This window comes from Cyclobacterium xiamenense (assembly GCF_900109255.1).
Classification (GTDB): Bacteria; Bacteroidota; Bacteroidia; order Cytophagales; family Cyclobacteriaceae; genus Cyclobacterium; species Cyclobacterium xiamenense.
In genome coordinates this window covers 245632-271282 of record NZ_FNZH01000001.1, presented here as the reverse complement: position 1 = coordinate 271282, position 25651 = coordinate 245632, and the positions used below count along the sequence as shown (strand labels likewise).

The window sequence follows — 25651 nt, the reverse complement described above, 5'->3', positions numbered from 1 at the left end:
GGTTTTGTCAACGATTCTGTTCAAAAGATAAATGAAATACACCGAATAAAAAACAACAGGGATGGGTTTAATCGGGAATCCGTCCCCACCAGGGGCCTTCGTCCCGGATGTCCAGCCAAAGTTGTTGCATTTTGGGAATCAAATCCAGCAACCGCCCGTATTCCTGCTGCGAAATATCCCGGGTTTGACCTGGATCTTTTTTAATGTTGTACAGTTCAAAGGAGTCGGGAACGGCAGTTTTCAGCCAATCCACAGCCGGATAGGTTCCCGGACCTGGCAGACCGGTAAAGTCTCCACGGGCAGGGCCCAGTCTGCCCACCAACACATACTCCGAATCGCGCATGGCCATTTGGGCCATTCCAGGCATGTCAGAAGCATTCAACAGAAAAAACCAGATAGGTAGAACTTCACGTTCGTAGTCTTTTCCGAGAAACGCCTGAAAAGCATCTGTACCATCGATGGTTCGGTCCTTCGGTATGGCGGTGCCGGCCAGTGTGCACAGCGTGGGGAGGAAATCGGTCCCGTTAAAGAGCCGATCGCTCTCCGTCCCGGCGGGAATCTGTCCGGGCCATCGAATCAAGCCGGGAACGCGATGCCCCCCCTCGTAGGGATACCGCTTCATGCCCTGCAGTATTCCGGGGGTACCAAAACAGTTGTCCCGAATGGGGTCTTCCCATTCGCCTTTGGACTCTTCCAGGGTAACGGGATATTCCGGACCATTATCGCTGGTGAAAATGACCAGGGTGGATTCGCGCAATCCTTGCTCATCAATAAAGCGCATAAACGTGCCAAAAGAATGGTCTAGCTGCGCTACCGTTCCGTAGTATTCCTTTGAATGGTGCGTCAAATCTTTGGTAGGCCGCGGTACGCCGCCGTAAGAAACCTGCCCGGATAGTTTCCGCACCTCCTCCGTATCATAGGCGCTTGCGAAGCTTTTCGGAGGATCCAGCGGGGTGTGTGGCTCGTTGGTCGAAACGATCAGGAAAAAAGGGTTGTCGGGATTCCCTCTCCCAGCGATCCAGCTGCTTGCTTCCCGGGTAACGATGTCCACGTACCAGCCCTCCATCGGACCTTCGGGAACCCCGTTTCTGACGAATTTTTCTGGGTTTTTCGGTCCGGTTCCAAAGGCATTGACGGAAGTGGCGAGGGAATAGTCAAAACCCATTTCGTTTACGGATACTTCTTCCGGCGATTCCAGCTTCGATAGGTGCCATTTGCCAAAAAATGCGGTTTCATAGCCCACTTCCTGCAGCAGTTGGGGCAGGGTGATTTCTTCTTTGCTGAGGGTCGTTCCGAAAAAGCCGGCAATGTTGTAGAAACCGCTTCGGTACCCGTTCCTTCCGGTGAGAATTGCGGCCCTTGAAGGGGAACAAACCGATGCGGCGGAATGCATGTCGGTCATGCGCACCCCTTCCCTGGCAAATTGATCCAGGTGTGGGGTTTGGATGATGGAATTCCCATAGCATCCCAGGTCTCCATAACCCAAATCATCCGATAGGAATAGAATAATGTTGGGGCGGGGCGCCTGCGGGCTTGCGGCCATCGAATGGTGGCACATACTGTTCCAGGAAATTAGCAGTCCAAGCATCCATTTTTTATCGAAAAACAACGTTTCCTGCATCGAAAATACCATTAGCTAGGGCAACCAACCATAGATTGCCAATTATTTTTTTGTAAACCGAAGCCCCAAAGGCCACTGCACCGATACGGTATTGGCTTCCTGAAGCTTCTTTTGCCCAATCCTCCGGATTAGAATAGCCCGTATATTCACGGAAATCACCGGGTCATCTTCTAGCAAGTGCCGAAGTCGACCGATCCGATTCCGCAACCAATTTCCGCTCCTGACGGACCACGATGGGAACATACCCCACTTCCATGCCGGCCGGAGGACTGAGGATCAACACCGGGTCAATGGCCACCAGCCCGCCGGAACTGGGCGGTGCCATGTAGGTTTTGTCAATGGTCCAGTTTCGGTGGATCTTTTCTACCAGGGCCTGCAGCTCAGCTTTTTCTTCGGTGCTCCAGTCAAATTGCTGAAAAGAAGGCTGGTCAATAAAGCGGTACCACTTGTAGGTAACTGTTGATCCATCCTTTAGGTCTACGGAATAAGCTTCGGAAGCAGGTCCCGGATGCGCCCAGGCACCCGTAGTGGGCGTAGAATAGGGAAGCTCTTTGTCAATCCGGAAATTTCCCGAAACGATCTCGTTTCCATCCCTCCAGTTGATGTATTCCTTCTCGGTACCTGCCAGAGCGAACGTACTTTCTGTTAACTCTTCCGGGGCCTCCGCTTCCGGAATGGGCACCCGTAGGTCTCCCACTTGCTTGAAGTACTCCGGAAAACGACCCTGCTTTCCAAAGGGGTTTTCCTGCCACTGCAAACCGAAGGCGTTGGAATCGGTTACGATGGCTTCCACGACCGATTCCAGGCCGCCCAGCTTGGTACCTCCGGCATTAAGTTGAGCACCCCCATCGAGAGAAATTTTCCTGGGACTGATATCAGGTTTCCAGGAATGGGCTTCGCGAAAGGCTCCGGAAACCGCTTCGCCTCCGTTTTTCCAGGCCTTTACGGGATTAAACAAGGCGTCTTTGGAGTAATAGGTAACGTCCTGCACGAGTAACGAACGTCCCTGCGCATCGACGGGAAATTGCAATTGGGGGATTTTAATGTACAATTCCCCTTCCGGTGTTTTCATTTCGAAGGAGGGTACGGTATTGATTTCCATGGCACCTCCTCCGCCCATGGTTCCTTCCCGGGCGTCCAACCCCATGCCTTCGATGGCGGGGTACTCTTTGGAAAGGCGACTCCACATTTCGGGAATATAAAACGCCACGGGTCCCTTAAAATTCGCGGAATTGAGAAACAGGGTCCAGCTTTGGTCGCCAGTAGGTGGTGGTCCTTCGCGCTTTTCGGTAAGTGGCAGCATCATGTGCGTATAGCCCAAAAACTTTCCTTCCAGGTCTTCCACAAAGGTGATTCCATCGGGTGGCACCAGTATACGGTTGCTAAGCTGAGCGATCCCCAGCTGGTCTTCCGGCAAGGCAGCCGCCCGGTAAAAAAAGGGCCAACCGGGAGAGGCAATTTCCGAATTGTAGCAATCGGGTACCCCGTTCATGCTGAATTTGGGTGGTCCGTAGTGGTAGCGGTTTCCACGCCAATAGCCCAAGCCCCCTTCCTGGGTTTGAAACACACTGGCCCAGGTAGGACCGCGTGGTTCCCAGGTGCGCGCAATGGTTCCTTCAGGACAGCAAGGCATATCCTTGTTGTCCGGATTATCCGGAATGATCCAATTGCCGGGGAGTCCGATTTGAAATCCGGCAAGGGGCTTTTCTACCAGCGGCCATACCGCTGTGTAAAAGCCTATGCCCGCACCGAATCCTTCCGGCCGCCTTGGCGAACTGTAGCCGATGTAGCCGTGCAGTCCGTTTGCCCGCTGGGAAATTTCATTGGTCGCAAGGGCCGAATTTTTCGGCTGAGGAGTGGTGGCATGGATCAGCAGACCGCTAATCCCAAGCAATAAGCCACTGACAAAGAGTCGTACATACATAGCACTTTTTGATTACATGGTTGAAGTTCTACAGTCTGTGTACCGTGGAGCAACACGGCCCCATCCTTCGGCATGTGTAAGGTGGAACGGGATGGATGGGGTGTTGTACTCCGGACGGTGCCTCGCTAGTGGCACTGGTGCAGCACAACACCCCTGGTCATGGTAGCCAAATAGGGCAACCGAACGCTGCTCGTAGCCGATTGACCGTGTCGGCAGGCATTTGCAAGGTCACCTATTCTACCCCGGTCCGGGTATCCCACCATACCTGTATTCCATAGAAAATATCTTCCTCGACAACATCGGTTGGGAAACGTTGGTTGTGGGCAATTTCATTGGCTGGATAGGCCATGCGGAACGGCGGTCGGTTGTGGTTGGCGGCGTAGTCGTTGGAAACCTTGTCCAGCAGGGGCACATCCGTTCTGCGTACCTCCGCCCAGGCTTCCACACTTTGCTTATACAGAGCGATCCAGTTCTGCAGTCGGATTTTTTCCAGGTTAGTGGACGTACCGGAATCCCAGGCCACGCCCGGACGTTGCAAGTATTCGTCGATCAGGTCCTGGGAGATACCGTTTTCCTGAAGGGATACAGTAATGCCTGTTTCGTAGGCTTCCTGGCTATTGCCTCCAGCAACGAGGTTTCTTTCAAACGCTTCGGCTTTGATAAACCAAACCTGGGCCGCATTCATAAAGGGAGAAAAACCCTCGTCATCGTATCCAAATCGGTCTCCGATATGCGATACATTTGCCTGGGCATTCATAGGATCGCTGGTCTGTCCGATTCCCATTTTGTACCCATTGAAGAACCCATTTAGGTTCTCATCGGCATAGACCGGTAATCTCGGATCGTCCATGTCCTTGAGCCGTTCGATCAGGTCGTAATTGGTGCGGTATTGATCGTTTTTGTTGGTGGGTGTGCCCAGGCGCTGCCGCCAGGGTTCGATATTGGAACTGATCCCCGGCCAGTGCAAGTAGGCATTATCGCTGTGGTCTTCAAATACCGGGTAGGTGGAAGGATTGCCCAGAATTTGGTTCAAGACCGACGCCGCATCCTGAGGGACCACGGACGACATGCGCATGGCCACCCGCAACCGGATGGAATTGGCGAATTTTTGCCACTTTGCAATATCCCCTCCATAGATAAAATCGCCTACTCCGATTGCCGGACCACTTGGATCCAGCATGGAATTAGCTGCTTCCAGTTCTTCCAGAATTTTGTCATACACCACTGCCTGCGTGTCAAATTCCGGACTCAAAATCCCCTCTTTATCCAGTAAAAAGGCCTGTGTGTAGGGAATATCTCCCCACATATCCGAAACCTGATGGGCCGTATACGCTTTCATGATCAGGGAAACTGCTTCCAGGTTTTGGTTTCCTTCCTCCCGGGCGATTTCCGCTGCATCCACAAAATAGGCCATGCCCCGATACAGGTTGTCCCATTGGCTGTTATTGATATCCACCCGGAATTCGTAATCCCCGGCACCAATAGCTGCCAGTTGACCGGACCAGGTGCCCGCGTAATAAATACCGATGCGTTCGCCGAACAGTTGTCCGGCTACTACGGTCATGCCGGCACCCAGCACGTTGCTGGCAGGTACCTCCGACGGCTGATTGGGGTTGACATTCATCTCGTTCCAATCTTCTGTACAAGAAGCGAAAATCAGGGCGGAAGCGAGCACGAACCCGGGGAGTTTATAGTTGATGGTATGTTTCATTTGGAGCACATTTTAGCGAAATATTGGTTTACCTGACGCGTACAATTCCCTCTCATAGGGCGATCCGTAAATTGAATCCATAGGACCGATTGGTGGGCGGCATGAAGTTTTCAAAGCCGGTACCGGCCTCACCCCCTCCCATCTGGGAAGCGGATTCGGGATCCAGACCCAGCTCCTTTGCTTTGGCGCTTCGGTGCAGGATCGCGAGGTTACGACCGAACACCGAAACGTTGACGTTTTGCAACTTCCAAACCGAAAATCGGTAGCCCAGCGTGAGCTCCCGCAGTTTTATAAAGGACCCATCGATGATGGAGTACTCGTGGTTGTTCCACACCCAGGATCCATTGTAATAGTCCTGCGCCGAGATGCGAACATCGTTTGGTGAGCCATCTCCCTGAACACCCTCGACCACAATCCCCTCGGCCCGTACGTTGTTTTGGACGCTGTTTTCAAAAGCTCCTGTGGGATACGAATGCCAATACGTGGTGCTGAAGAAATCTCCCCCCATGCGGAAGTCAAACAATCCTCCGAAGGTAACATTCTTGTACCGGAAGCTGTTCTGTATCCCTCCGATCCAGTCCGGGGTGACATTTCCCAAAATCACCTGTTGGTTGGTGGTCATGGGTGTCCCGTTTGGATTGATCATGATGTTGCCACTATCGTCTCGCACGTAGGGCAGGCCACTCAGGTCCCCCCAGGGCTGCCCGGGCGTGCCGACCAGCCGAACCCCGCCAAAACCGGAACTGATGGTAATGTTTTCCAGCCCCTGGTACAGCGATTCCACCGTACTGGTGTTTTTGGCCCAGTTTACGGTCGCGTCCCAGGAAAAGTCTCCCCGTTGAACCAGGCTACCTCGCAAAATGATTTCAATGCCCTTGTTTTCAATTTCTGCGGCATTGATCAATTGGGAAGCGTAACCCGTGGACCGGGCGGTCGGCACCTGCAAGATCATGTTTTCGGTCACCTGCCGGTAATAGGTTGCATCCAGCGATAAGCGATCCGAGAAAAAGCGCAGATCAGCCCCCACTTCAAAGGAAGTGGTCATTTCCGGCAGCAGGTTGGTGGGCGGCTTTACAGCAGTGGGAGTAAATAAGGAAATGTTATTAAAGGTTGTCGTGCCGTAGGTCCCCATCAGTTGGTACGGATCGGTATCCGAACCCACCTGCGCCAAACTGGCCCGGACCTGTGCATGACTCAGGGTCCTGGAAGTCATGTTCAGCGCTTCGGATAGGGTCAAGGCCAGGTTAACGGAAGGGTAGAAATAGGAGCGATTCTCCTCCGGCAGCGTAGAACTCCAGTCATTTCTTCCGGTCGCCCCCAAAAACAGGTACCCTTTGTAACCCAAGGTAGCGGAAGAATAGATACTATAGGTTTCCCGCTGACTTTCGGACATGCTTGTACCCGGTGTTCCGCGCACATTGGAAATATTAAACAGGTCCGGAACCGCCAGGTCGGGTGCGCTGAGGGAAAGGAAATCGGCGGTGTTTTGCCGGAAGTTTCCGCCCACCAAGGCCACCAGGGAAAAGTCATTCAGAAATTGCTTGTTGATGTTCAAGCGGATATCGCTATTAAACTCCTGCCTGCTGAGGTTGGTAAGGGAAAACTGCCCTCCGCGGTTGTTGTTGATATTGGCCCGTGTACGGGAGAGGGTGATGGATTTTCTCTCCTCCGTATAGTAATCGAGGCCCGTTACCATATTGGCAGAAAGCCAGTCGTTAAGCTGGTAATCAATATTGACGTTTCCAAAGAAACGTTTTCGGTCCATGCTGTTGGTGTTTTCCAGGTCATAATAGAAATTGTTGGCATTTTGGTTGTAGCCGCTGCCCATTTCGTTGCCATGCTCCCGATAGACCTTTTTCACCTCATCCAGCGGAATGTTTCGAAAAGCACCCCAGGCCAGTTTGGTCATGGAGCCATAACTAACTACCGGGATGTTATCGCTAAATCGGTTGACGTAATTGAAATCTGTACTCACTTTTAATTTATCGGTGGGCAGCAGGGTGAGACTGGCATTGAAGGTATTGACCGTCTGGTCGGTATTGAAAAAGGTCCCCGTCATCTGACGGTTTGAAAAGGCAACACGCCCATAGGCTTCTTTGCCTCGTGCGGTCACAGCTACCTGATTGATCAGGTTACTTCCAGTCTGAAAATAGTGGTCGTGGATGTTATTCGGGATGGACTCCCAGGGGCTATTGGGGCCCTTCACCCACTGATCCAGGAGCAAGCCGGCATCGTAACGCGGTCCCCAGGAAGTTGCGTTTTCGTTGATACCACCGCCGATTCCGTTCACATAGTTGTAGCTGTTTTGTTTCGCGTATTCATTATAGCTCAGGTTGGAACCGGGATTGTTTTGCAGGTATTGCTGCCAATCGTACTCTCCGCCCCGTTGCCCGGGTCCGTAGTCGTTCTGAAAATCCATAAAAAAGCTGGGTACATCAAACACCAGGGAGGAGTTCAGTTCCACACCCAGTCCCTGTTTGCCCTGCTGCCCTTTTTTGGTTTCGATCAGGATGACCCCATGCGTGGCCCGGTTGCCGTACAGGGCCGCCGCATTGGCGCCTTTTAGTACGGTAAGTGAGGCAATGTTTTCCGGATCAATGTCTGCGGCGGTATTGCCATAATCCAGACCGCCGGCACCTCCCAGGTTGCTGCTGGAATTATCGATTGGGATTCCGTCTACGACAAACAGGGGTTGGTTTCCGGAGAACGACGCATTTCCCCGAATGACGATTCGGGAGGAGGCGCCCACCTGAGAACCGCTATTGGTTACCTGTACCCCGGCAATTTTTCCACTAAGAGAATTGACCAGGTTGAAATCGTTGGCACTGGTCAGGTCTTCGGGTTTCAGTGCCTGTACGGTGTAGCCCAGTTCTTTTCGCTCACGTTGGACGCCAAAGGCCGTCACGACCACCTCGCCCAGGTCCTGCGAATCTTCCCGCATGACCACATCGAGGGTGCTACGTCCGTTAACGTCGACGGTTTGGGATTCGAAACCGATAAAGGAAAAAGAAAGGCGTTCGGAGCCTTCGGGAACGGCGAGTTGGTATTGGCCGTCAATATCCGTAACTGTACCAATGGTGGTACCAACCACCAGAATGCTGACACCGGGCAGGACCTCGTTCGACTCGTTGCGAACGGTACCACTGACCCGGTTTTGTGCGTTCGCTTCAGAGGCAAATAGCCCTAGAAACAGCAGCAAGCCCAGGCACAGGGAGGCCCTGTGGCAAGGGAGATGTAGGGTAGATTTTTTCATATGCGTTGATTAGGTATGAAAGGATAGGCTAAGTTAGATTAGTACTTCCCCAAACCTGTGCTACATCTTAACCAAAAAATATGGTATCTTATCCAAAATCCGGAATCGCCCCTGGAAAGAGGAGCAGGTTAATAAAAAATGACACATTTTGGAAGCTTGGGACTTTTTCTGGGGATAAGGCCCGTTCGTGCACAAAATCAGCAAAAGAAGGGGGGGGGGAACTACCGGGGCTAAAAAATCACCGGCAATCCACGCCCGCGAGGCCATGAAGTACTCTTTCGCGCCAATTTGCTCCCGTAAGCCCGCATAACCTAACCGGAAATACCGACCAACCCAACCTATCCCCAGTTTAGTTTTCCCTGGGAGACAGCGGTCAGATTTGCGATCCGGTACAAGATACGGGCGCCTACGTTGGCATCCCATTCGCCCCCGTCGCTACCAGGCGCCACCTCTACCAGGTCAAAGCCAATCAGTTTCCTGCCGGACCGTACGAGCATTTTGATCAAAAACATGAGTTGCTGGTAATCCAATCCTCCGGGTACCGGCGTACCGGTATGTGGGCATAGCTGTGGAATCAGGCCATCGATATCGATGCTTAGGTAGACCTGCTCCGGCAGGGCCGCAAGGATCTCCCGGCAAAGCGCCTCCCAGGTATTGCCTCCGTACAATTGCTCCTTCAGGTTTCCGTCGGTAAAAAGCTGGCAACGCGTATCGGATTGACTAAGGTTCCATTCTTGTTCGCATACATCCCGAACGCCCACCTGTACCAGGCGCTGCACCTGGGGAATTTTCAGGAAATTATAGGCAATGGAAGCATGAGAAAGGTCGAACCCCTCGTAAGCCGGGCGCAAATCTGCATGGGCATCGATTTGCAGAATGCCGAACGATTCGTGTTTTTTGGCAAGCGCCTGCACCAGTCCCAAAGGCGTACTGTGATCGCCACCCAGCAAACCGACCAGTTTGCCCTGGTCTAATTGCTTCTCGGCCTGTTCGGTTACCCAATCGTTCATTTTTCGGCAGGCAGCATTGATAATGTCTGGCACGGCAGCGAAACGTTCGTGGTCGGCCTCCGGAGATCCCTTCTGCAGCCATTGGATGTATTTATCCGCCAACAAGCGGTAGTTATCATTATCCGCCTTTAGTGCCGGGTTCAGGGGCAGCATGGACAGGCCAAGCTTCCAGGCATCCCGTATGTCCTCTTGAAACAAGTCAACCTGTACGGAGGCCTCAAGGATGGCTGCAGGTCCACCGGCCGTGCCCGACCGGTAAGACACCGTCACTTCCCAGGGAACGGGAAGGATCAGCAGCTGACTGTTTTCGGGTTCAAAGGGAAGGCCAAAGAGCTTGCCGGCTTGGCCCAGACCGTTTGGATCAAAATTGGTAATGGAAGTAGGGTTGGCTGACATAAAAAAAGGATTTTGCGTACGGATAAATTCAGGTTGGGAATGGAAATGAATCCTATTGCAGGATTTCCTCCAAGGTTCCGGTTCCTTTGGACACGGCCTCCCATTCCTGGTCAGTGAAATGAATCCGAGCCATCATACCCGGGGAAAACACCAGGTGAGACTCTCCGGTAAGGTAAGCAGCAAGCTGGCTGACGGCCGGATTGTGTCCCACCAACAGCACCTGATTGGCTTCTTTCGGAAACTGCGTTAACTGCCGAAAAAGCTGCTCCCGGCTGGCCTGATAAATGGATCGGTGAGCATTGCAGGTTTTCACCGACAATTGTTGGGCAAGAATGGCCGCAGTTTGGCTGCATCGTCTGGCGGGGCTGTGGATCAAATAATCGCAGGTTTGGCCGTTTATGGCCAGCGTCCTTCCCAATCGTTCCACCTGCTGGGCACCAGCGGGCGTGAGGCTCCGTTGCATGTCTTCCACTGCAAAAGAAGGTGCCGTTGCTTCTCCGTGTCGGGCCAGTAGTAATTCCTTCACCATAAGCTGTCGTTGGTCGTTGCTTTGAAAATTAAATATGTAGATTTTACCCCGGCAATAAAAATTGCGGGGGAGGAATATTTGGAAGACAAGTATATGACATCTATTTTTAGGCCAAATTTAGCGGATAGTAACCGGATCCCATGTATTTTTATCTTTAACTACGTAAACCATGCCAAAAAATTTAGTCATTGTCGAGTCCCCTGCAAAAGCCAAGACCATAGAAGGTTACCTTGGAAAGGACTTCAAAGTTACTTCCAGTTACGGGCATGTGCGGGATCTACCCAAAGGGGAAAATGCCATTGACATAAAAAATAAATTCAAACCAACGTACGAGGTCAGCCCCGATAAAAAGGAGGTAATCCGGGAATTAAAAAAATTAGTTAAGGAGGCAGAGACCATCTTTCTGGCAAGTGACGACGACCGCGAAGGCGAGGCCATTTCCTGGCACCTAAAGGAGGTTCTCAACCTGAAAGACGAAAATACCAAACGCATTGTGTTCCGGGAAATCACCAAATCCGCCATCATCAAGGCCTTGGAATCTCCCCGCAAAATCGACCTGGACCTGGTCAATGCGCAGCAAGCCCGACGAATTCTGGACCGATTGGTGGGTTTTGAACTTTCACCGGTCTTGTGGAAAAAAATAAAAGCCGGGCTGTCCGCAGGCCGGGTACAATCCGTGGCCGTGCGCTTCATTGTAGACCGGGAGCGGGAAATAGAAAAATTCGACGCTACCTCTTCCTACAAGATCACCGCGCTTTTTGACGTAGAAGGAAAGCAGCTGCAAGCGGAACTGCCCAAGAAGTTCGATACCAAAGAAGAGGCAGAAGCCTTTTTGAAAAACTGCCTGGAAGCTGATTTTTCCATCAAATCCCTGGAAACCAAACCGGCGAAAAAGACCCCGGCTGCGCCCTTTACTACCTCCACCCTGCAACAAGAGGCAAGTAGAAAGCTGTATTTCTCCGTGGCCCAGACCATGAATATCGCCCAGAAACTCTACGAATCCGGCAGGATCACCTACATGCGTACCGACAGCGTAAATCTCTCGGATGATGCACTAAAAAGTGCAGAAGCCGAAATAACGTCGGCCTTTGGAAAAGAATACCACCACCAACGAAAATTCACTGCCAAATCGGAAGGAGCGCAGGAGGCCCACGAAGCCATCCGCCCTACGGAATTCTCGGTTACCGAGGCCGGAAACGATCGCAACGAGCAGCGGCTGTACGAATTAATCTGGAAACGTGCCATCGCCTCGCAAATGGCCGATGCCCAATTGGAAAAAACCAACGTTTCCATAGCCATTTCCAACGCCGATCAAACGCTGAGCGCAAGCGGAGAAGTAATCAAATTTCAGGGATTTTTGAAGGTATACCTGGAAAGCACCGACGAGGACGAGGAGGAAGAGTCCACTGCCAAAGGCTTGCTCCCTCCCCTAACCGTGGGACAGGAATTGCAGTTGATCGAAATGAAGGGCCGGCAATCCTTCACCCGGCCACCGGCCCGGTACACGGAAGCTTCCCTGGTGAAAAAATTGGAAGAGATGGGCATCGGTCGCCCGTCCACCTATGCTCCCACCATCTCCACCATACAGAAACGAAACTACGTACTCAAGGAATCCAGGGACGGAACGCCCAGAAAGTATACCGAAATGGTAATCAAGGACGGGTCATTTGTATCCGCCGAGAAAACCGAAACCACTGGCACGGAAAAAAACAAGCTTTTCCCCACCAACATTGCCATGGTGGTGAACGACTTCCTGGTCGAGCACTTTCCAAACGTGATCGATTTTTCTTTTACTGCCAAGGTGGAAAAAGAGTTTGACCACATTGCCCATGGAGAGCAACCCTGGGAGGAAATGATCCAAAATTTTTACGGGGCTTTCCATACCAAAGTAGAGCAAACGGAAAACATCAAACGCACCGATGTCAACAGCTCCAAGGAGCTGGGTATCGATCCCAAAACCGGTAAAAAGGTCATTGCCCGACTGGGGAAATTTGGACCATTGGTGCAAATCGGGGATCAGGAAGACGAGGAAAAACAATTTGCCAGCCTGTTGAAAGGGCAGTTTATCGAAAGCATGACCCTCGAAGATGCGCTGGAACTGTTCAAATTGCCACGGGACGTGGGCCATTTTGAGGACAAGAAAATTGTGGCCGCCGTGGGGCGATTCGGACCCTACATCCGGCACGACGGCAAGTTTGTATCCTTGGGCAAAGAGTACGATCCCCTATCGGTCACCGAAGAGGAAGCCATCGAACTGATCAAGGCCAAGCGGGAGGCGGATGCCAAAAAGCATATCAAATCCTTTGACGAAAACCCCGAACTACAAATACTTAACGGTCGTTGGGGACCCTATATCAAGATGGGTAGAAACAATTTCAAGATCCCCAAAGATAAGGAGGCCGAATCGCTGACCTTTGCTGAAACCATGGAAATCGTCGAAAGCCAGGGAGACAGTAAAAAAGGGAAAGCCAAACCCAAGAAAGCCGCTCCTACGAAGAAGAAAACGAAAAAGTAAGTTTATTCCCCAGTTTCAACAAAAAATCCGGATACACACATGCGTTTATCCGGATTTTTTATATACAGAAACAGGCAAGGAAAGTGTGAATTTATCGCATAAAGATGGGTGGGGCAAACTCCCACTAAGGACCCTGCTTAGTTCTTCATCGGGCTATCGTCCGCCGGCAAGTCCCCCACCACGTACTGTAGCCCATCCACAAAAAATTGCAGCAACTCCGGCTGCTCCAAACTTTGGGCATTGTGGGAAGGGGAACTGTAAAACACCCGGCCTTTTCCGTGCCGCTTGATCCAGGCCACATAGATGGTATTGTTGCTCACTTCCCCTCTGACACCCTCTAGTTTATCGGCTTCGATGTATAACAGCGGGCGGAAGTTGTAGTCAAAATAGGCATTTTTAAAGAAGTAAGGCTCATCCGTATGAACGAACCCCTTGCCATCAAATGCCTGTACCAGGGGATGGCCTGGGTCTACTTCCTTTAAGTGCATTTCCTGTTGCTTGGGGTGGTAGTCAAAGCTTCCACCCACCATGGAGCTAAATTTTTGTGAATTGTTTTGAACGGTAATGGCACCGTGCATGATAAACAGGCCACCGCCCTCCTCCACGTATTCCATCAGATTGGTTTCGTATTGGCTGGCCAATTCTGCAATGCGGGCATCATCCAGACTGGAATTTTTCTTTAGCAAATCTGCGAACAGGTCCCGATCCGGACCGGAAGGGTTGGAATTATTCAGCACAACCGCGTCGTACTGCTTTAGGTTCTCTTTTTCAAACGTATCGATATCCCGGGCGATGGTAATCTCAAAGGCACCGGTCTTTTTTGCAAGAATTTTAAGTAGTTCGTCGTTGTGGGGGATGGTCCAATGGTAAAAGCCCGTATGCTGGGAAAAAACCAGGATGTTCTTTACCGGGGCCTCAATTCTGGTGTCGGAAGGGGCCAGGGACTCGATTTTTTCCAGCCATTCCTCGTTGACCGGAATATCTTTCATACTCTGCGCAAACAGACCGCCCGCAATAAAAAATAAAAGTAAGGTGTAGATGCTTTTTCTCATGGTAACTACCGGGTATATCGTGGATTATTTGGTGAATACTGTCTGGAAACGCACCGGATACACCAAACAGACCGACTACTGCATTCTCCAATTTGATTGCCATCGGTTTGTTTTCGTATTCTAACGAATCCGCGGGTGAATATAGGCGAAAAAAACGATCGTACCAACGGGAACCGGTCCCTTTTGCCGATTTTCACTGTCAGCGGTGCAGACATCGGGAATGCTTTCGCGCAACCAACCTGGGCAAAACGGCGCCCTCCAGACCAGAAATTCCCCGGTGGCCAGGCACCTTCAAGCCCTTCAATCGCTGCAGGTTAGCAGGAAAATGAGCTTGCTTACCGCCCATTTTTAAGATGGAATTCCTACATTCGCATACGTAGACACACATGCAACAAAAAATCTATCAAATCGACGCCTTCGCCGACCGGGTTTTTGCAGGAAATCCGGCAGCTGTTTGCCCCCTGCAGGAGTGGCTGCCGGATTCGCTACTCCAGCAAATCGCCATGGAAAACAACCTGTCCGAAACGGCGTTTTACGTAAAAGAAAGAGATCGCTACCAGATCCGCTGGTTTACCCCGCGGGTGGAAGTAGACCTGTGCGGGCACGCTACCCTGGCTGCCGCCTTTGTTCTGTTCTCCTTCGAAAAGCATGCGGGCAGCAGTATTCACTTTTATTCCGACCGGAGCGGAGACCTGACGGTTTGCAAGGATGGCGATCAGCTAACCCTGAATTTTCCGCCGGACCCCGTTCGGGAAATTCCGGTAACCGACAATCTCCGCAATTGCTTCGACCTGTCTCCCACAAAAGCCTTTGCTGGCAAATCGGATTACCTGCTGGTCTACGACTCTGAAGCAGCCATACAAAATCTGCAGCCACATTTTGAGCGGATCGCAGCACTTCCTGCCCGGGGGATAATCGTCACCGCCAAAGGTACACAATTGGATTTTGTGTCCCGATTCTTTGCACCAGGAGCGGGGATAAACGAGGATCCGGTAACGGGTTCGGCGCATACCACCCTGGCACCCTACTGGGCGGAGCAGCTGGGCAAACCAACCCTGCGTGCTGCCCAGCTTTCTTCCCGCAAAGGCTACCTGTACTGCCGCTGCGAGGGCGAGCGTGTAGCCATTAGCGGAACCGCCAAACTTTACCTCATCGGCGAACTCTTCCTGGATGAATGGGCGCAGCGCTAAGGCTGCCCGCGGACATCTCATTTCAAAATCCGTATTCCTTTGAAGAAAGGAACTGATTTTGCGGCAGGTTTTGACTCCTTTCGTGAGAGGTCGTATATTGAAACGCGACAACCTTTTTACTAAGAAACCATGAAAACCGCCCTTAACTCCGCTTTCGGAAAAATCCCCCAATCCGTATTGCTGGTGTTTGTACTCGGATGGGCCTGCCATCATCCGGAACAGCTCATCGAATCCGAGGTATGCATCTACGGCAATTCCAGTGCTTCGATCCTGGCGGCCGTACAATTAAAAAAGCGTGGTCGGGAGGTAGTGATCGTCAGCCCGGATACATATATCGGAGGCATGACGATCGAAGGCCTGGGTGGATCGGATATCAACAATCACTCCGGCTTTAAAAACGATTCCGTGATCGGTGGGCTTACCCTGGAGTTTTACAAAGACGTGGCCCGGCATTATGGGGTTACCAACTTCGATTCGGCACGAGCCCAGGCCCGCACCTGGCGCTTTGAGCCGCATGTGGCCAAGGGTATTTTTGATCGCTGGCTGGCCGAGCTGGAAATCCCGGTCTATACGGAATCCAGGCTACGCCTTGCCTTCGATGCGGTAACCAAAGAGGGCGAAAAAATCGTGTCCATTGAAACACGTAACGGGAAAACGTTTCGGGCTTCCCTCTTTATCGATGCCTCCTACGAAGGTGACCTACTGCACTATGCCGGGATATCCACGATCGTAGGTAGGGAGCCAAATAGCCGCTACGGAGAAACCAAAAACGGCATCCGCGAATCGAATACCTACCGGAATTTCGAGGTGGCTGTGGATCCTTATGTAGAGCCCGGCAATCCGCAGAGCGGGTTGATTCATACCATTCAGGACGAAGCCCTGGGTCAACCCGGCGCGGGCGATGGGCGCATTCAGGCCTACTGCTTCCGCGCCTGCCTGACCAAAGACCCATCCAACCGCGTACCCTTTGCAAAGCCCGAAAACTACCAACGCGATTGGTACGAGATCTACCTGCGCTACCTGGACGCCGGCGGTAGCCTGTACAAGCCTTCCTACTCCATTCCGGGCAACAAAACCGATCTGGGGGCCTGGCACGACCTGTCGCACAACCTGTATGGCATGAACCACGCCTACCCGGAAGGGGACTACGAGCAACGGGCCGAGATTTACCAATACCACCTGGATTTTACCCGTGGCCTGTTTTGGTTTCTGGCCAACGACCCGGAAGTTCCCAAAAACGTCCGCCAGGAATGGCGTCAGTGGGGTACCACGAAAGACGAATTTACCGACAACCAGGGCTGGCCCCGCATGCTGTATATCCGCGACGGCCGGAGAATGCAATCCGATTACGTCATTACCGAGCACCATACCCGCAAAGATACCAGCATTCGTATCGAGGATCCGGTAGCCATTGCCTTTTGGCCTCCGGATGTGCACCACGTGCGGCGCATTGTGCGGGAAGGCAAGGCCTATAACGAAGGCTTTGTTTTTGGTGGGGACAATTGGAAGCCCTTTCCCATTCCCTACAGCAGCCTGGTTCCCCGGGAATCCGAATGCAACAACTTGCTGACACCCACCTGTCTTTCTGCCAGCCACATCGCCTATGGAGCCATCCGGCTGGAATGGACCTTTATGCTGTTGGGGGAAGCGGCGGGCATCGCGGCCGACCTGTGCCTGGAAACGAACACATCCGTGCAACAGCTGCCCTATTCCGAATTGAAAGAACGCCTGGAAGCTAACCGGACCGTTATCACCTTACGTTAAACAGCGCCAGGACAATCCGGAAAAAAGCCCATTAATTCGAATCCCGCCAATGCGGCTTTTTCCTGACGGTTTATTCAATTCCTTAACTCGTCGTTATCGGAATGCATAAATGGATGTGATCGGCGAGGCACTGCTACAGCTTTTACGCAATCCAGAAGGCACAGAGGACTCCGACTACCGGGCATGAATACGTGAAGTACCAATAAGCAAAGGTGTAGACGTTGAGAGCGATCCAATTTCTATCTTAGTTTCGCCCCAAAAGTAGGCCCTGATCACTAAACCCACAGCAGGTTTTTCCTGCTATTGTTGCAACTTCTTCTAATTTAAAGGATATTTACTCAAGAGGTTCATCCCAGGAAAAGCAGCCTGTTTGTCCGTCTGTGGAACGTGCACCTCTTGTCAAACCTAAACCGAAAATCAACATGAAACCCTTTGCAATGCTGGCACCCTTGCTTTTTTTGACCCTTTTCACCACCGGACAGCAGCTCCCCCTGCTGAAAATCTCCGATAATCAACGGTATCTGGAAACAGCGGACGGGCAACCCTTTTTCTGGTTGGGAGATACCGCCTGGGAACTGCTCCACCGCCTGAACAAAGCAGAAATAGACCGGTACCTACAGGACCGGGCCGATAAGGGGTTTACCCTTATCCAAACCGTGATCCTGGCCGAACTGGATGGATTGAACAGTCCTAATGCGCAGGGAGCTACCCCATTGATCGACAACAACCCCGAAAAGCTAAACGAAGCCTATTTTGAACACGTAGATTACCTGATGGAAAAGGCTTCGGAGCTGGGGCTATATGTGGGACTTTTGCCCACCTGGGGAGATAAGTTTAACCGCCGGTGGGGGGCTGGCCCGGAGATCTTTACCCCGGAGAATGCCGCCACCTATGGCGAGTTACTGGCCAAACGCTACCACAACCACAGCAACCTGGTGTGGATACTGGGAGGAGACCGGGCGATGGAGAACGAAACTCATTACGAAATCATTCGCGCCATGGCCCAAGGCATTCGGGCCCATGACCAACGCCACCTGCTGACCTTCCATCCGGTCGGTGGAAAGAAAGCGACGGACTTTTTTAGCGAGGATGCCTGGCTGCAGCTGGACATGTTTCAAAGCGGGCACAGCCGCCTGGCAAAGGACTACCAATACGTACTGGACGCGCGAAACCTAAGGCGCACCCGGCCGGTAATCAACGGGGAGCCCCGCTACGAAAACATTCGCGATCGGTTTTGGGAAGACAGAGCGTATGGCTGGCTAGACGATGCAGATGTGCGGGTGGCCGGATACTGGACCATGCTATCGGGAGCCGCCGGCTACACCTACGGCTGCAACGACATCTGGCAAATGTACAGCAGCAAGCACGAACCCGTAATCAATGCCCGCACGGGATGGCAGGAGGCGCTAGACCTACCCGGTTCGAAGCAAATGGGCTACCTGAAAAACATCCTTTCAGCGCTGCCCTGGCAGGAACTGCAACTGGATCAACGCTTACTGCTGGGAGACAATCCCGAGGACACCTCCCACCGCTTACTTGCCCGAACGGAAAGGGGCGACCTGTTACTTGCCTATACCCCTACCGGTATGCCCCTGCACCTGGATTTACCAAAACTGGATGCGGAAACCGTCAGCGCGTACTGGTTCAATCCCCGAAACGGCCGGGTCAAGGCGATTGGCGACCTGAAGACCAGCTCAGCACACCGCTTTACCCCCTGGGCCAGTGGCTGGGGCAGCGATTTCCTCCTGCTGCTGGTGGACAAAGCGGCCGGGTACGATTTTTCGGCGTTTATGGACTAAGTCACGATTCCTTCCCCTTTTTGGGATGCGCACGTAAGCGCCGCTGATCTTTTCCCCGATCGCTGCCTGTATTGCCTGCCACTTGCTAACTGGCTTGCAGCTATTTTTCTAAAGAATACACCCGTAGTTTCGCGGCTGGTTTGAGTCGAATCAGGAACCCCGGAGTCGGCAGGTCCGCCGAACTCCAGCGGACAATCCACTGGTGTCCTTTCGCAATTTCCACAAGGGAAAGCAGGCAATAGCCTCCTCAGGGAATGGCCTATCCCAGGCTCGGGTTTCCGAAACTTAGCCGCCTCTTTTACTCTTTGGGCTATTCAGACGGCCAATTGGATTAGCGAATAGGGAATGTGAAATCCATAGAAAAAATCAATATTTATTTAGTCTAAATAATTTTTAGCTTCTGAAAGCATGTTGCATATTTGCTATTATTTTAAATCAATCTAAATAAATATAAGATGTCCCGATACCTATTCTTTGTCTTTTTTCTTCAGGTTCTTTTAGCAGCACAGCCCCTGAAGGCACAGACCGGAACCCTTGCCGGTAAGGTTACCAATGCTACTGGGGAACCCCTCCCCTTCGCCTCCATCGCGTTGAAAAGTTCCGCTACCGGAACCGTAACCGGTGCGGACGGTTCGTTTTCCCTACCAAACCTGGCACCGGGTAGCTATACCCTGATGGCGTCCTCTATTGGATACGAGACCCAGTCTCGGGTGGTAACGATAAACGCCGGAAAAGTGACTCAGGTCAATGTATCGCTCACACAGGGGCTTTATGCCTTGCAGACGGTAGAAATCACCGGCCGACGAGAAGTTGGCTACGACAACAAGGAAACCTATTCGGCAACAAAAACTGCCTCCTTGATAAAGGATGTTCCGGCAACGATCAATTTTGTCACAAAAGAACTTATGCTGGATCAGGTAGCCTTTACGGTCAACGATGTGGTGAAAAATGTAGCTGGTGTGAATCAATTTAGTTTTTACAACGACATCACCATTCGAGGTTTTCGTGTACAGGGCCAGCGCAATTTTGGCACATTGCTGAATGGCATGCGCACCTTTACCAGCTTTTGGAAACCGCAATTGATTCCCCATATAGAGCGGGTAGAGGTGATCAAGGGGCCGGCTTCTGCCCTGTTTGGAAATGCATCCCCGGGCGGTGCCATCAACCGGGTGACCAAAAAACCCCTGGCAGAATCCCGTAAATCCATCTCTACCACGGTGGGTAGCTTCAATACCTTGCGCACCCTCGCTGATTTTACCGGCACCATGACCGAAGATAAAAAACTATTGTATCGCCTCAACATCGGCTTCGAAAACTCGGACGGCTTCCGGGACCTGCAGTTTAGCCGAAACCTCGTCGTGGCCCCCTCTTTTGCTTTTTTACCAACGGACAATACCAGCCTTAACTTCGACATCGTTTACCAGGACTCAAAGGGCCGCCTGGACCGGGGACAAGCAGCCTTTGGCAACCGGAACCTGTTTACCACGCCCATTACCACCTCCCTGAGCGCCATCAACGACTTCCTGGATGAAACCACCATCAATGCCACCGTTTCCTTGCGGCACCAGTTTTCAGATCAGGTCAGTTTTAACAGCAGCTACCAACTCTCCAGCTACAACGAGGACCTGTTGGAACACCGGACTTCCAACCGCTTTGCTTCGCTGGGGGACGGATCCATCGACGATACCAAGGTAGCCATGCGGGTTTTTATCCGCAAACGTTCCTGGAACAACAATTCGTTTAACAATTACCTGAACGTAGACTACCAACTGGGAGCGACCCGCCATACCCTGCTGGCAGGATACGACTATTTTCGACAAGAGCAATTGCCCGGAGGATCACAACTGGAGGCCCGGTCCTATCTCCTACAGAACGGAGGCACATCCAATGTATTCAATCCGGCGAATGCAGCCAATTATGTCATGGATGCCAATGGAAACCCGGCCACCAATGTGGGACATTTTGACCTTACCTCTCCCATTGCTAACGGCATGCGGGACATGAGCGGCTACCGCTACATACAGCGCACCTTCAACCAATTTATGCAGGAGTCCCACGGTATCTACCTTCAAAACCAATCTGAATTCGGACCCTTGAAAGTGCTGCTTGGGCTTCGCCAGGAATATTTTAATGATTACCTGAATTACAACAGCCCAGCCGAAGAAACGGTGGACCAGCAGGCCCTGTTGCCCCGGGTAGGGCTGGTGTACAGCATTCATCCCACCACCAACCTGTACAGTACCTGGGTTCAGGGATACCAACCCCAAACTGCGGCCGCTTTTATCAACCCCGAGGCTGGCGGCCCATTCGATCCCCTAACCAGCGAAATGCTGGAAATCGGATCGAAATCCAACTTGTTTAACGATCAGCTAAGTGCAACCCTCGCCTTCTATCAAATCGTAGAGCGAGGGGGCCTGTATAATGCCAATGATCCGACAAACCCCGAAAGACTGGTACAACTGGGGGAAGAGGAAGCCCAGGGTTTTGAATTGAACCTGAGCGGAAACATCCTTCCAAATTGGTCCATTGTCGCGGGCTATGCCTTTAACGACGCAAAAATAACGGCTGCCGACGAGGAATCAGTGATCGGCCGGCAAAAACCGAATGCCCCCCGACATACTGCAAATGTCTGGACCAAATACATCTTCGAAGGGGGAGTATTTAAAGACCTGGGGATAGGCCTGGGTTACAACCACGTTTCCGAGCGGTTTGGCTCCATCGTCTCCGGTGAGGAACCCGACGTGTTTCCGTCCTATGGCATAGTTGATACGGCTTTGTTTTACAAACTGGACAAGGTGCAGTTTCAAATCAACATCAATAACGTATTTGACGAAACTCACTGGGTAGGAGGCTACGACGTGATTCGGGCGTTTCCCGGAAGTCCACGAAACATCCTAACCACCGTTTCCTACTCCTTTTAACTTATTACGCACGTGAGGGTGAACAAACGCACATTGTTTCAGCTGCATAGCTGGATTGGCATCAAACTAAGTCTTCTCTTTTTTATCGTTTGCTTTTCGGGCACACTGGCTACCCTGAGCAACGAAATGGATTGGCTTTTTCACCCGGGCCTACGCGCCACTGGCAGCGGGGACCGGGTGCCATACAATACCATTGTGCAGGAATTACAACAGGCCTACCCCAACCATACACTCAGTTACTGGCTCATGCCGAAAGAGCCCTATCTAAATGATATCCTGTATCTGGAAAAAGACGGATACCGTACCTATGTTTTCGCCGATCCCTTTACCGGAAAGGTAACCGGAGCGACAAAAGTGACGTTTCAACGATTTTTTCGTGATTTTCATTATTACCTGTTTATGCCCTTTTACCAGATCGGCTACTTCATGGTGTTGGTGTTTGCCTTTCTGCTGGCAATATCCCTGGGTACTGCGCTACTCTTCTACAAAAAATGGTGGCGTAAGTTCCTGGAGCTGAAACGGAGCAGCGGAAAGCTGGTACTGTTCCGCAGCTTGCACCGCCTGGTAGGGCTATGGTCCATTCCTTTTGTGATGGTATTTTCGCTGACAGGGATATGGTATTTTACCGAGCGAACCAACCTGGGCAAGGTTTCCGATATATCCAACCCTGCCGCACCAAAACTGGACAGAGAAGTAGCCCTTGATTCCGCAGACCAGACGCCCTTTCCGTACCGGTGGGATTACGACATGGCCGCTAAGGTTGCCCTGCATACCATACCCGGACTGGAAATCAGGGGCATTGTTCCCCCCAGACAGCCATCCAGCACCATCTATTTACGGGGAAAAAGCCAGGTACCACTGGTTAGAAACCGAGCCAATCGGGTATATGTGGATCCCCTCAATTACGAAGCCGTAGGCGTGCAAAAAGCGGAAGATATTCCAACGATCATGTACCTGAACGATATAGCCGACCCCCTTCATTTTGGCAATTGGGGTGGCTTGACATCCAAAATCATTTGGTTTATCAGCGGCCTGGGAATTTCCGGACTGGTGCTTACCGGAATTTGGATTGCCCTACGAAGGCAGCTTAAAAAATCAGCAACGAAAAAAAATGCGGTGATGGGGGCTTGGAAGTACATCAACTGGCTGCTTGCGGCGCCGATTTTCGCCTACCTTTTCTTCTTTATGCATTTTCGGTATGGCCTGTCTTGGGAACCCATACTCCTCGTCGCGACCATCCTCGCAAGTGTAGGCTGGCTGGCCTGGTACGTTTTTGTAACAAAAATGAGACAGGCCCGATAGGCCTCTTCGGGTTGCTGCCCGCAGCTTGCGGGCGGCAGCAACCGGATACCCAGAGACGATCCCCACCGCAGAACAGCGTTATTGGTGTCCCTTCGGAAGCCCTGTAGCCAACCGAGACCGCGTACTTCGGGGACTCCGATTTATTGGCCCGGTAGGCATTAAATCCCGGGCGCAAGATCTTTCCAAAATCCTGCCTATTTCCATTAAAACAACAAAGCAACCAGTCTTTTTAATTTAGTTTAATTACAAACTAGCTATTTATATAGCCGATAAGAAACATTTCCTTAGATAACTAGTATATTGAGGGTAACTAACGATAAAAAGCTATGGAAAAAGTTTGTTCGAATTGCAACCATTGGGAGCCAACGGCGCCCGTAGTTGCCAACAAGGAGAATTACGGTGAGTGCAATAAGTTAAGTCACCTGGAGTCAAAAATGGACCCGGATTACATCATCCCGGTGTTAAACGACGGCCGACCTATTGACCAGAATGCCAAGTCAATAGAATTTATTACCGGAGCCGGTTTTGGCTGTAATCAATTTGCAACCGCCTAAGAAAAGGTAAACGCTATGGTTATAAAATAGACTGTAGCGTTTCTTTTGTGTTGGTATTTAGAATTAATCCAACTATAAATTTTTCTCCTTATCTAAGGAAGTACCGATAGCTTTTCTTAAGATAAGGTAATACGTATAATTTCTCTGCGCACCTTTCTTATTCCTAACCAAGCCCTTATACAATTACCCCTTAATCGTCCTTCGGGCAGCCAGTTCCCCACATAAACGTAGGACTCTTTCCCGGCTTTCTTTGGGAGACAACTACCCTTTGTTTAGAAGGAAAACCAACCACTCAAAAACAACAGCAACCGGCATAACTGTTACCCGAAAAGGCAGTAAGTTAACATGCAGCCGGGCTCCGTGCTGGCTCCAATCCGGACTCGGTTGATCGGCCAGGGAATTTTTTGAGGCCAGGGATGGGGTGTTTGGCAGTGCCAAAAAAAAGCATCCTGAATTTATTTAGCTGACTTTTATATCCCGGCTTGGACGAACAAGCTTTTAACGCTATGTTTCATCTGTTTATATTTTTTTTCAGCGGTCAGATGGAATCTCGCATGATTGATAATCATCACACTGTGTGACGTTTTCGTCATGCTCGATTTCATGTGTTTATAATTGTCTCTAAGTTGCCACATGCCTGCCTGTCCGGTAGGCAGGCTCGATTTCATTAGCTCATCCAATTAAGGGCACACCGGGAGACCCGAAAAAACAGCGAATCGGCTCCCTAAGAAACGACCGAAGGCTACCTACCGGTACAGCGATACGCGAGCGGATGGCGGCTGCGAAAATAGCAGACAAATGTGCTCGATCAGTGATTTATTAATCTAGATGAATGCGTGGAAGCAAAAAAGAAACCATATTTGTCTTTAACCCTATTCTATCATGAAAGACTATTCGAACGAAGACATCACGATCCATTGGAAACCCAATTTGTGCAAACACGCCGGAATCTGTGTAAAAACGCTTCCCCAGGTATACAACCCAAAGGCCAGTCCCTGGATTGCCATTGAAAATGCCAGCACAGAAGCGCTCAAAGCACAGGTTTCGGCCTGTCCTTCGGGCGCATTGAGCTATTCTCTCAACAAAAAAGCCTAATGGCCGTTCCTCTGGTTTCATGCGTAACAGCCCATTGAATTTAGGAAGATCAACGACAAATCCTACCCCATGAATTCAAACGAAAACTTCATTCCCTGGCCCGTCCTGCATTTCCCGGAAATCCACGATACCCTGGAAACGCTGCATCAGTGGATTCAGATTGTGGGCAAAATACGCCTGCGAACCATGCCCTGGCAAAACCATTCCTGGCATAGCACGCTCTACCTAAGCCCACATGGCTTTAGCACCCAGGCCATCCCCTATCGAGGTGGCTTTTTCCAAATTGATTTTGATTTTCGGCAGCACCAACTTCTTATCGCCTGCGCACACGGCGAAACACTGCGGATGGAACTACGCTCCATGACCGTAGCCGATTTTTATGCGGAATTGTTTGAAAAACTCGCACAGCTGCAAATACAGGTGGCCATTCACGGGCGTCCCAACGAACTGGAAACAGCCATTCCCTTTCAGGAGAATACTGTAAATCGTACCTATAAACCCGAGGCAGCGCAGAAGCTGTGGCAGGCCATGAGCAAGGCACAGCAGGTGTTCACGCTTTTCCGCAGCGAATTTGTTGGCAAATGTAGTCCCGTGCACCTGTTTTGGGGGGCCTTTGACCTGGCCGTTACCCGCTTTTCCGGAAGACCTGCTCCCCTACACCCGGGAGGGGCGCCAAACATGCCCCTAGACGTCATGCAGGAAGCCTATTCCAAAGAAGTGAGTAGTGCCGGCTTCTGGCCCGGTTCTGCCAATTTTCCGGAACCGATTTTTTATTCCTATGCCTATCCGGTAAGTCCGCTCTTCAGCGAACAGAAAATCCGGCCAAATGAAGCGTTTTACAGCGTGGAAATGGGCGAGTTTATACTGAAATACGAGGACGTACGGCAAGCATCGAATCCCGAAGCCCTGCTTATGGATTTTCTGCAAAGCACCTATGAAGCGGCTGCTGTAACGTCGCATTGGAACAGGGGAGAATTGGAACGAGCCACCACATAAGCAAAGTCTCATCCAGTCC

General features: G+C 51.4%; 16 protein-coding genes. 9 read left to right on the top strand and 7 right to left on the bottom strand.

Features of this window, described 5'->3' with window-relative positions:
* Nucleotides 1–67: 67 nt before the first annotated feature.
* From BMW71_RS00905 to BMW71_RS00880, 6 genes are all read right to left on the bottom strand, one after another.
* Nucleotides 68–1588, bottom strand: a complete 1521-nt coding sequence (locus tag BMW71_RS00905) for a sulfatase family protein (protein WP_244891035.1) — start codon at nucleotides 1586–1588, stop codon at nucleotides 68–70.
* A gap of 196 nt (nucleotides 1589–1784) precedes the next feature.
* Nucleotides 1785–3545: a hypothetical protein gene (locus BMW71_RS00900; RefSeq protein WP_244891034.1), complete on the bottom strand. Its 1761-nt coding sequence runs from the start codon at nucleotides 3543–3545 to the stop codon at nucleotides 1785–1787.
* 232 nt (nucleotides 3546–3777) lie between these two features.
* Nucleotides 3778–5256: a SusD/RagB family nutrient-binding outer membrane lipoprotein gene (locus tag BMW71_RS00895; protein ID WP_092168182.1), complete on the bottom strand. Its 1479-nt coding sequence runs from the start codon at nucleotides 5254–5256 to the stop codon at nucleotides 3778–3780.
* Nucleotides 5257–5308: 52 nt separating this feature from the next.
* On the bottom strand, nucleotides 5309–8509 hold the full coding sequence (locus tag BMW71_RS00890) for a SusC/RagA family TonB-linked outer membrane protein (RefSeq protein ID WP_092168179.1): 3201 nt from the start codon (nucleotides 8507–8509) through the stop codon (nucleotides 5309–5311).
* A 338-nt stretch (nucleotides 8510–8847) separates the two neighbouring features.
* Nucleotides 8848–9915, bottom strand: coding sequence for an agmatinase family protein (locus BMW71_RS00885; RefSeq protein WP_092168176.1), 1068 nt, complete (start codon nucleotides 9913–9915; stop codon nucleotides 8848–8850).
* Between the two features lie 52 nt (nucleotides 9916–9967).
* Nucleotides 9968–10444 carry a SixA phosphatase family protein gene (locus BMW71_RS00880; protein ID WP_092168173.1) on the bottom strand — a complete coding sequence of 159 codons (477 nt, stop codon included), beginning with the start codon at nucleotides 10442–10444 and terminating at the stop codon, nucleotides 9968–9970.
* A gap of 169 nt (nucleotides 10445–10613) precedes the next feature.
* On the opposite strand from BMW71_RS00880, the gene topA reads away from it, so the two are divergent.
* Nucleotides 10614–12959, top strand: a complete 2346-nt coding sequence (gene topA, locus BMW71_RS00875) for a type I DNA topoisomerase (protein WP_092168170.1) — start codon at nucleotides 10614–10616, stop codon at nucleotides 12957–12959.
* A gap of 137 nt (nucleotides 12960–13096) precedes the next feature.
* Here topA and BMW71_RS00870 read toward each other — a convergent pair whose 3' ends face one another.
* Entirely contained in the window at nucleotides 13097–14011 is a 915-nt protein-coding gene (locus BMW71_RS00870; RefSeq protein ID WP_092168167.1) for a ThuA domain-containing protein, read from the bottom strand.
* 386 nt (nucleotides 14012–14397) lie between these two features.
* Here BMW71_RS00870 and BMW71_RS00865 point away from each other — a divergent pair, with 386 nt between their 5' ends.
* The 8 genes from BMW71_RS00865 (at nucleotide 14398) to BMW71_RS00825 (ending at nucleotide 25632) form a co-directional block, all read left to right on the top strand.
* Complete coding sequence (locus tag BMW71_RS00865) at nucleotides 14398–15201, top strand: PhzF family phenazine biosynthesis protein (RefSeq protein WP_092168164.1); 804 nt, start codon at nucleotides 14398–14400, stop codon at nucleotides 15199–15201.
* A 129-nt stretch (nucleotides 15202–15330) separates the two neighbouring features.
* Nucleotides 15331–16965, top strand: coding sequence for an FAD-dependent oxidoreductase (locus BMW71_RS00860; protein WP_092168161.1), 1635 nt, complete (start codon nucleotides 15331–15333; stop codon nucleotides 16963–16965).
* 422 nt (nucleotides 16966–17387) lie between these two features.
* Nucleotides 17388–18764: a glycoside hydrolase family 140 protein gene (locus tag BMW71_RS00855; protein WP_092170102.1), complete on the top strand. Its 1377-nt coding sequence runs from the start codon at nucleotides 17388–17390 to the stop codon at nucleotides 18762–18764.
* A gap of 455 nt (nucleotides 18765–19219) precedes the next feature.
* Nucleotides 19220–21685, top strand: coding sequence for a TonB-dependent receptor (locus BMW71_RS00850; protein WP_092168158.1), 2466 nt, complete (start codon nucleotides 19220–19222; stop codon nucleotides 21683–21685).
* 18 nt (nucleotides 21686–21703) lie between these two features.
* Complete coding sequence (locus BMW71_RS00845; protein ID WP_177179547.1) at nucleotides 21704–22987, top strand: PepSY-associated TM helix domain-containing protein; 1284 nt, start codon at nucleotides 21704–21706, stop codon at nucleotides 22985–22987.
* Between the two features lie 326 nt (nucleotides 22988–23313).
* On the top strand, nucleotides 23314–23541 hold the full coding sequence (locus tag BMW71_RS00840) for a hypothetical protein (protein ID WP_092168152.1): 228 nt from the start codon (nucleotides 23314–23316) through the stop codon (nucleotides 23539–23541).
* Between the two features lie 882 nt (nucleotides 23542–24423).
* Nucleotides 24424–24636 carry a (4Fe-4S)-binding protein gene (locus BMW71_RS00830; RefSeq protein WP_092168146.1) on the top strand — a complete coding sequence of 71 codons (213 nt, stop codon included), beginning with the start codon at nucleotides 24424–24426 and terminating at the stop codon, nucleotides 24634–24636.
* Between the two features lie 69 nt (nucleotides 24637–24705).
* Nucleotides 24706–25632: a DUF5996 family protein gene (locus BMW71_RS00825; protein ID WP_092168143.1), complete on the top strand. Its 927-nt coding sequence runs from the start codon at nucleotides 24706–24708 to the stop codon at nucleotides 25630–25632.
* Nucleotides 25633–25651 lie beyond the last annotated feature (19 nt).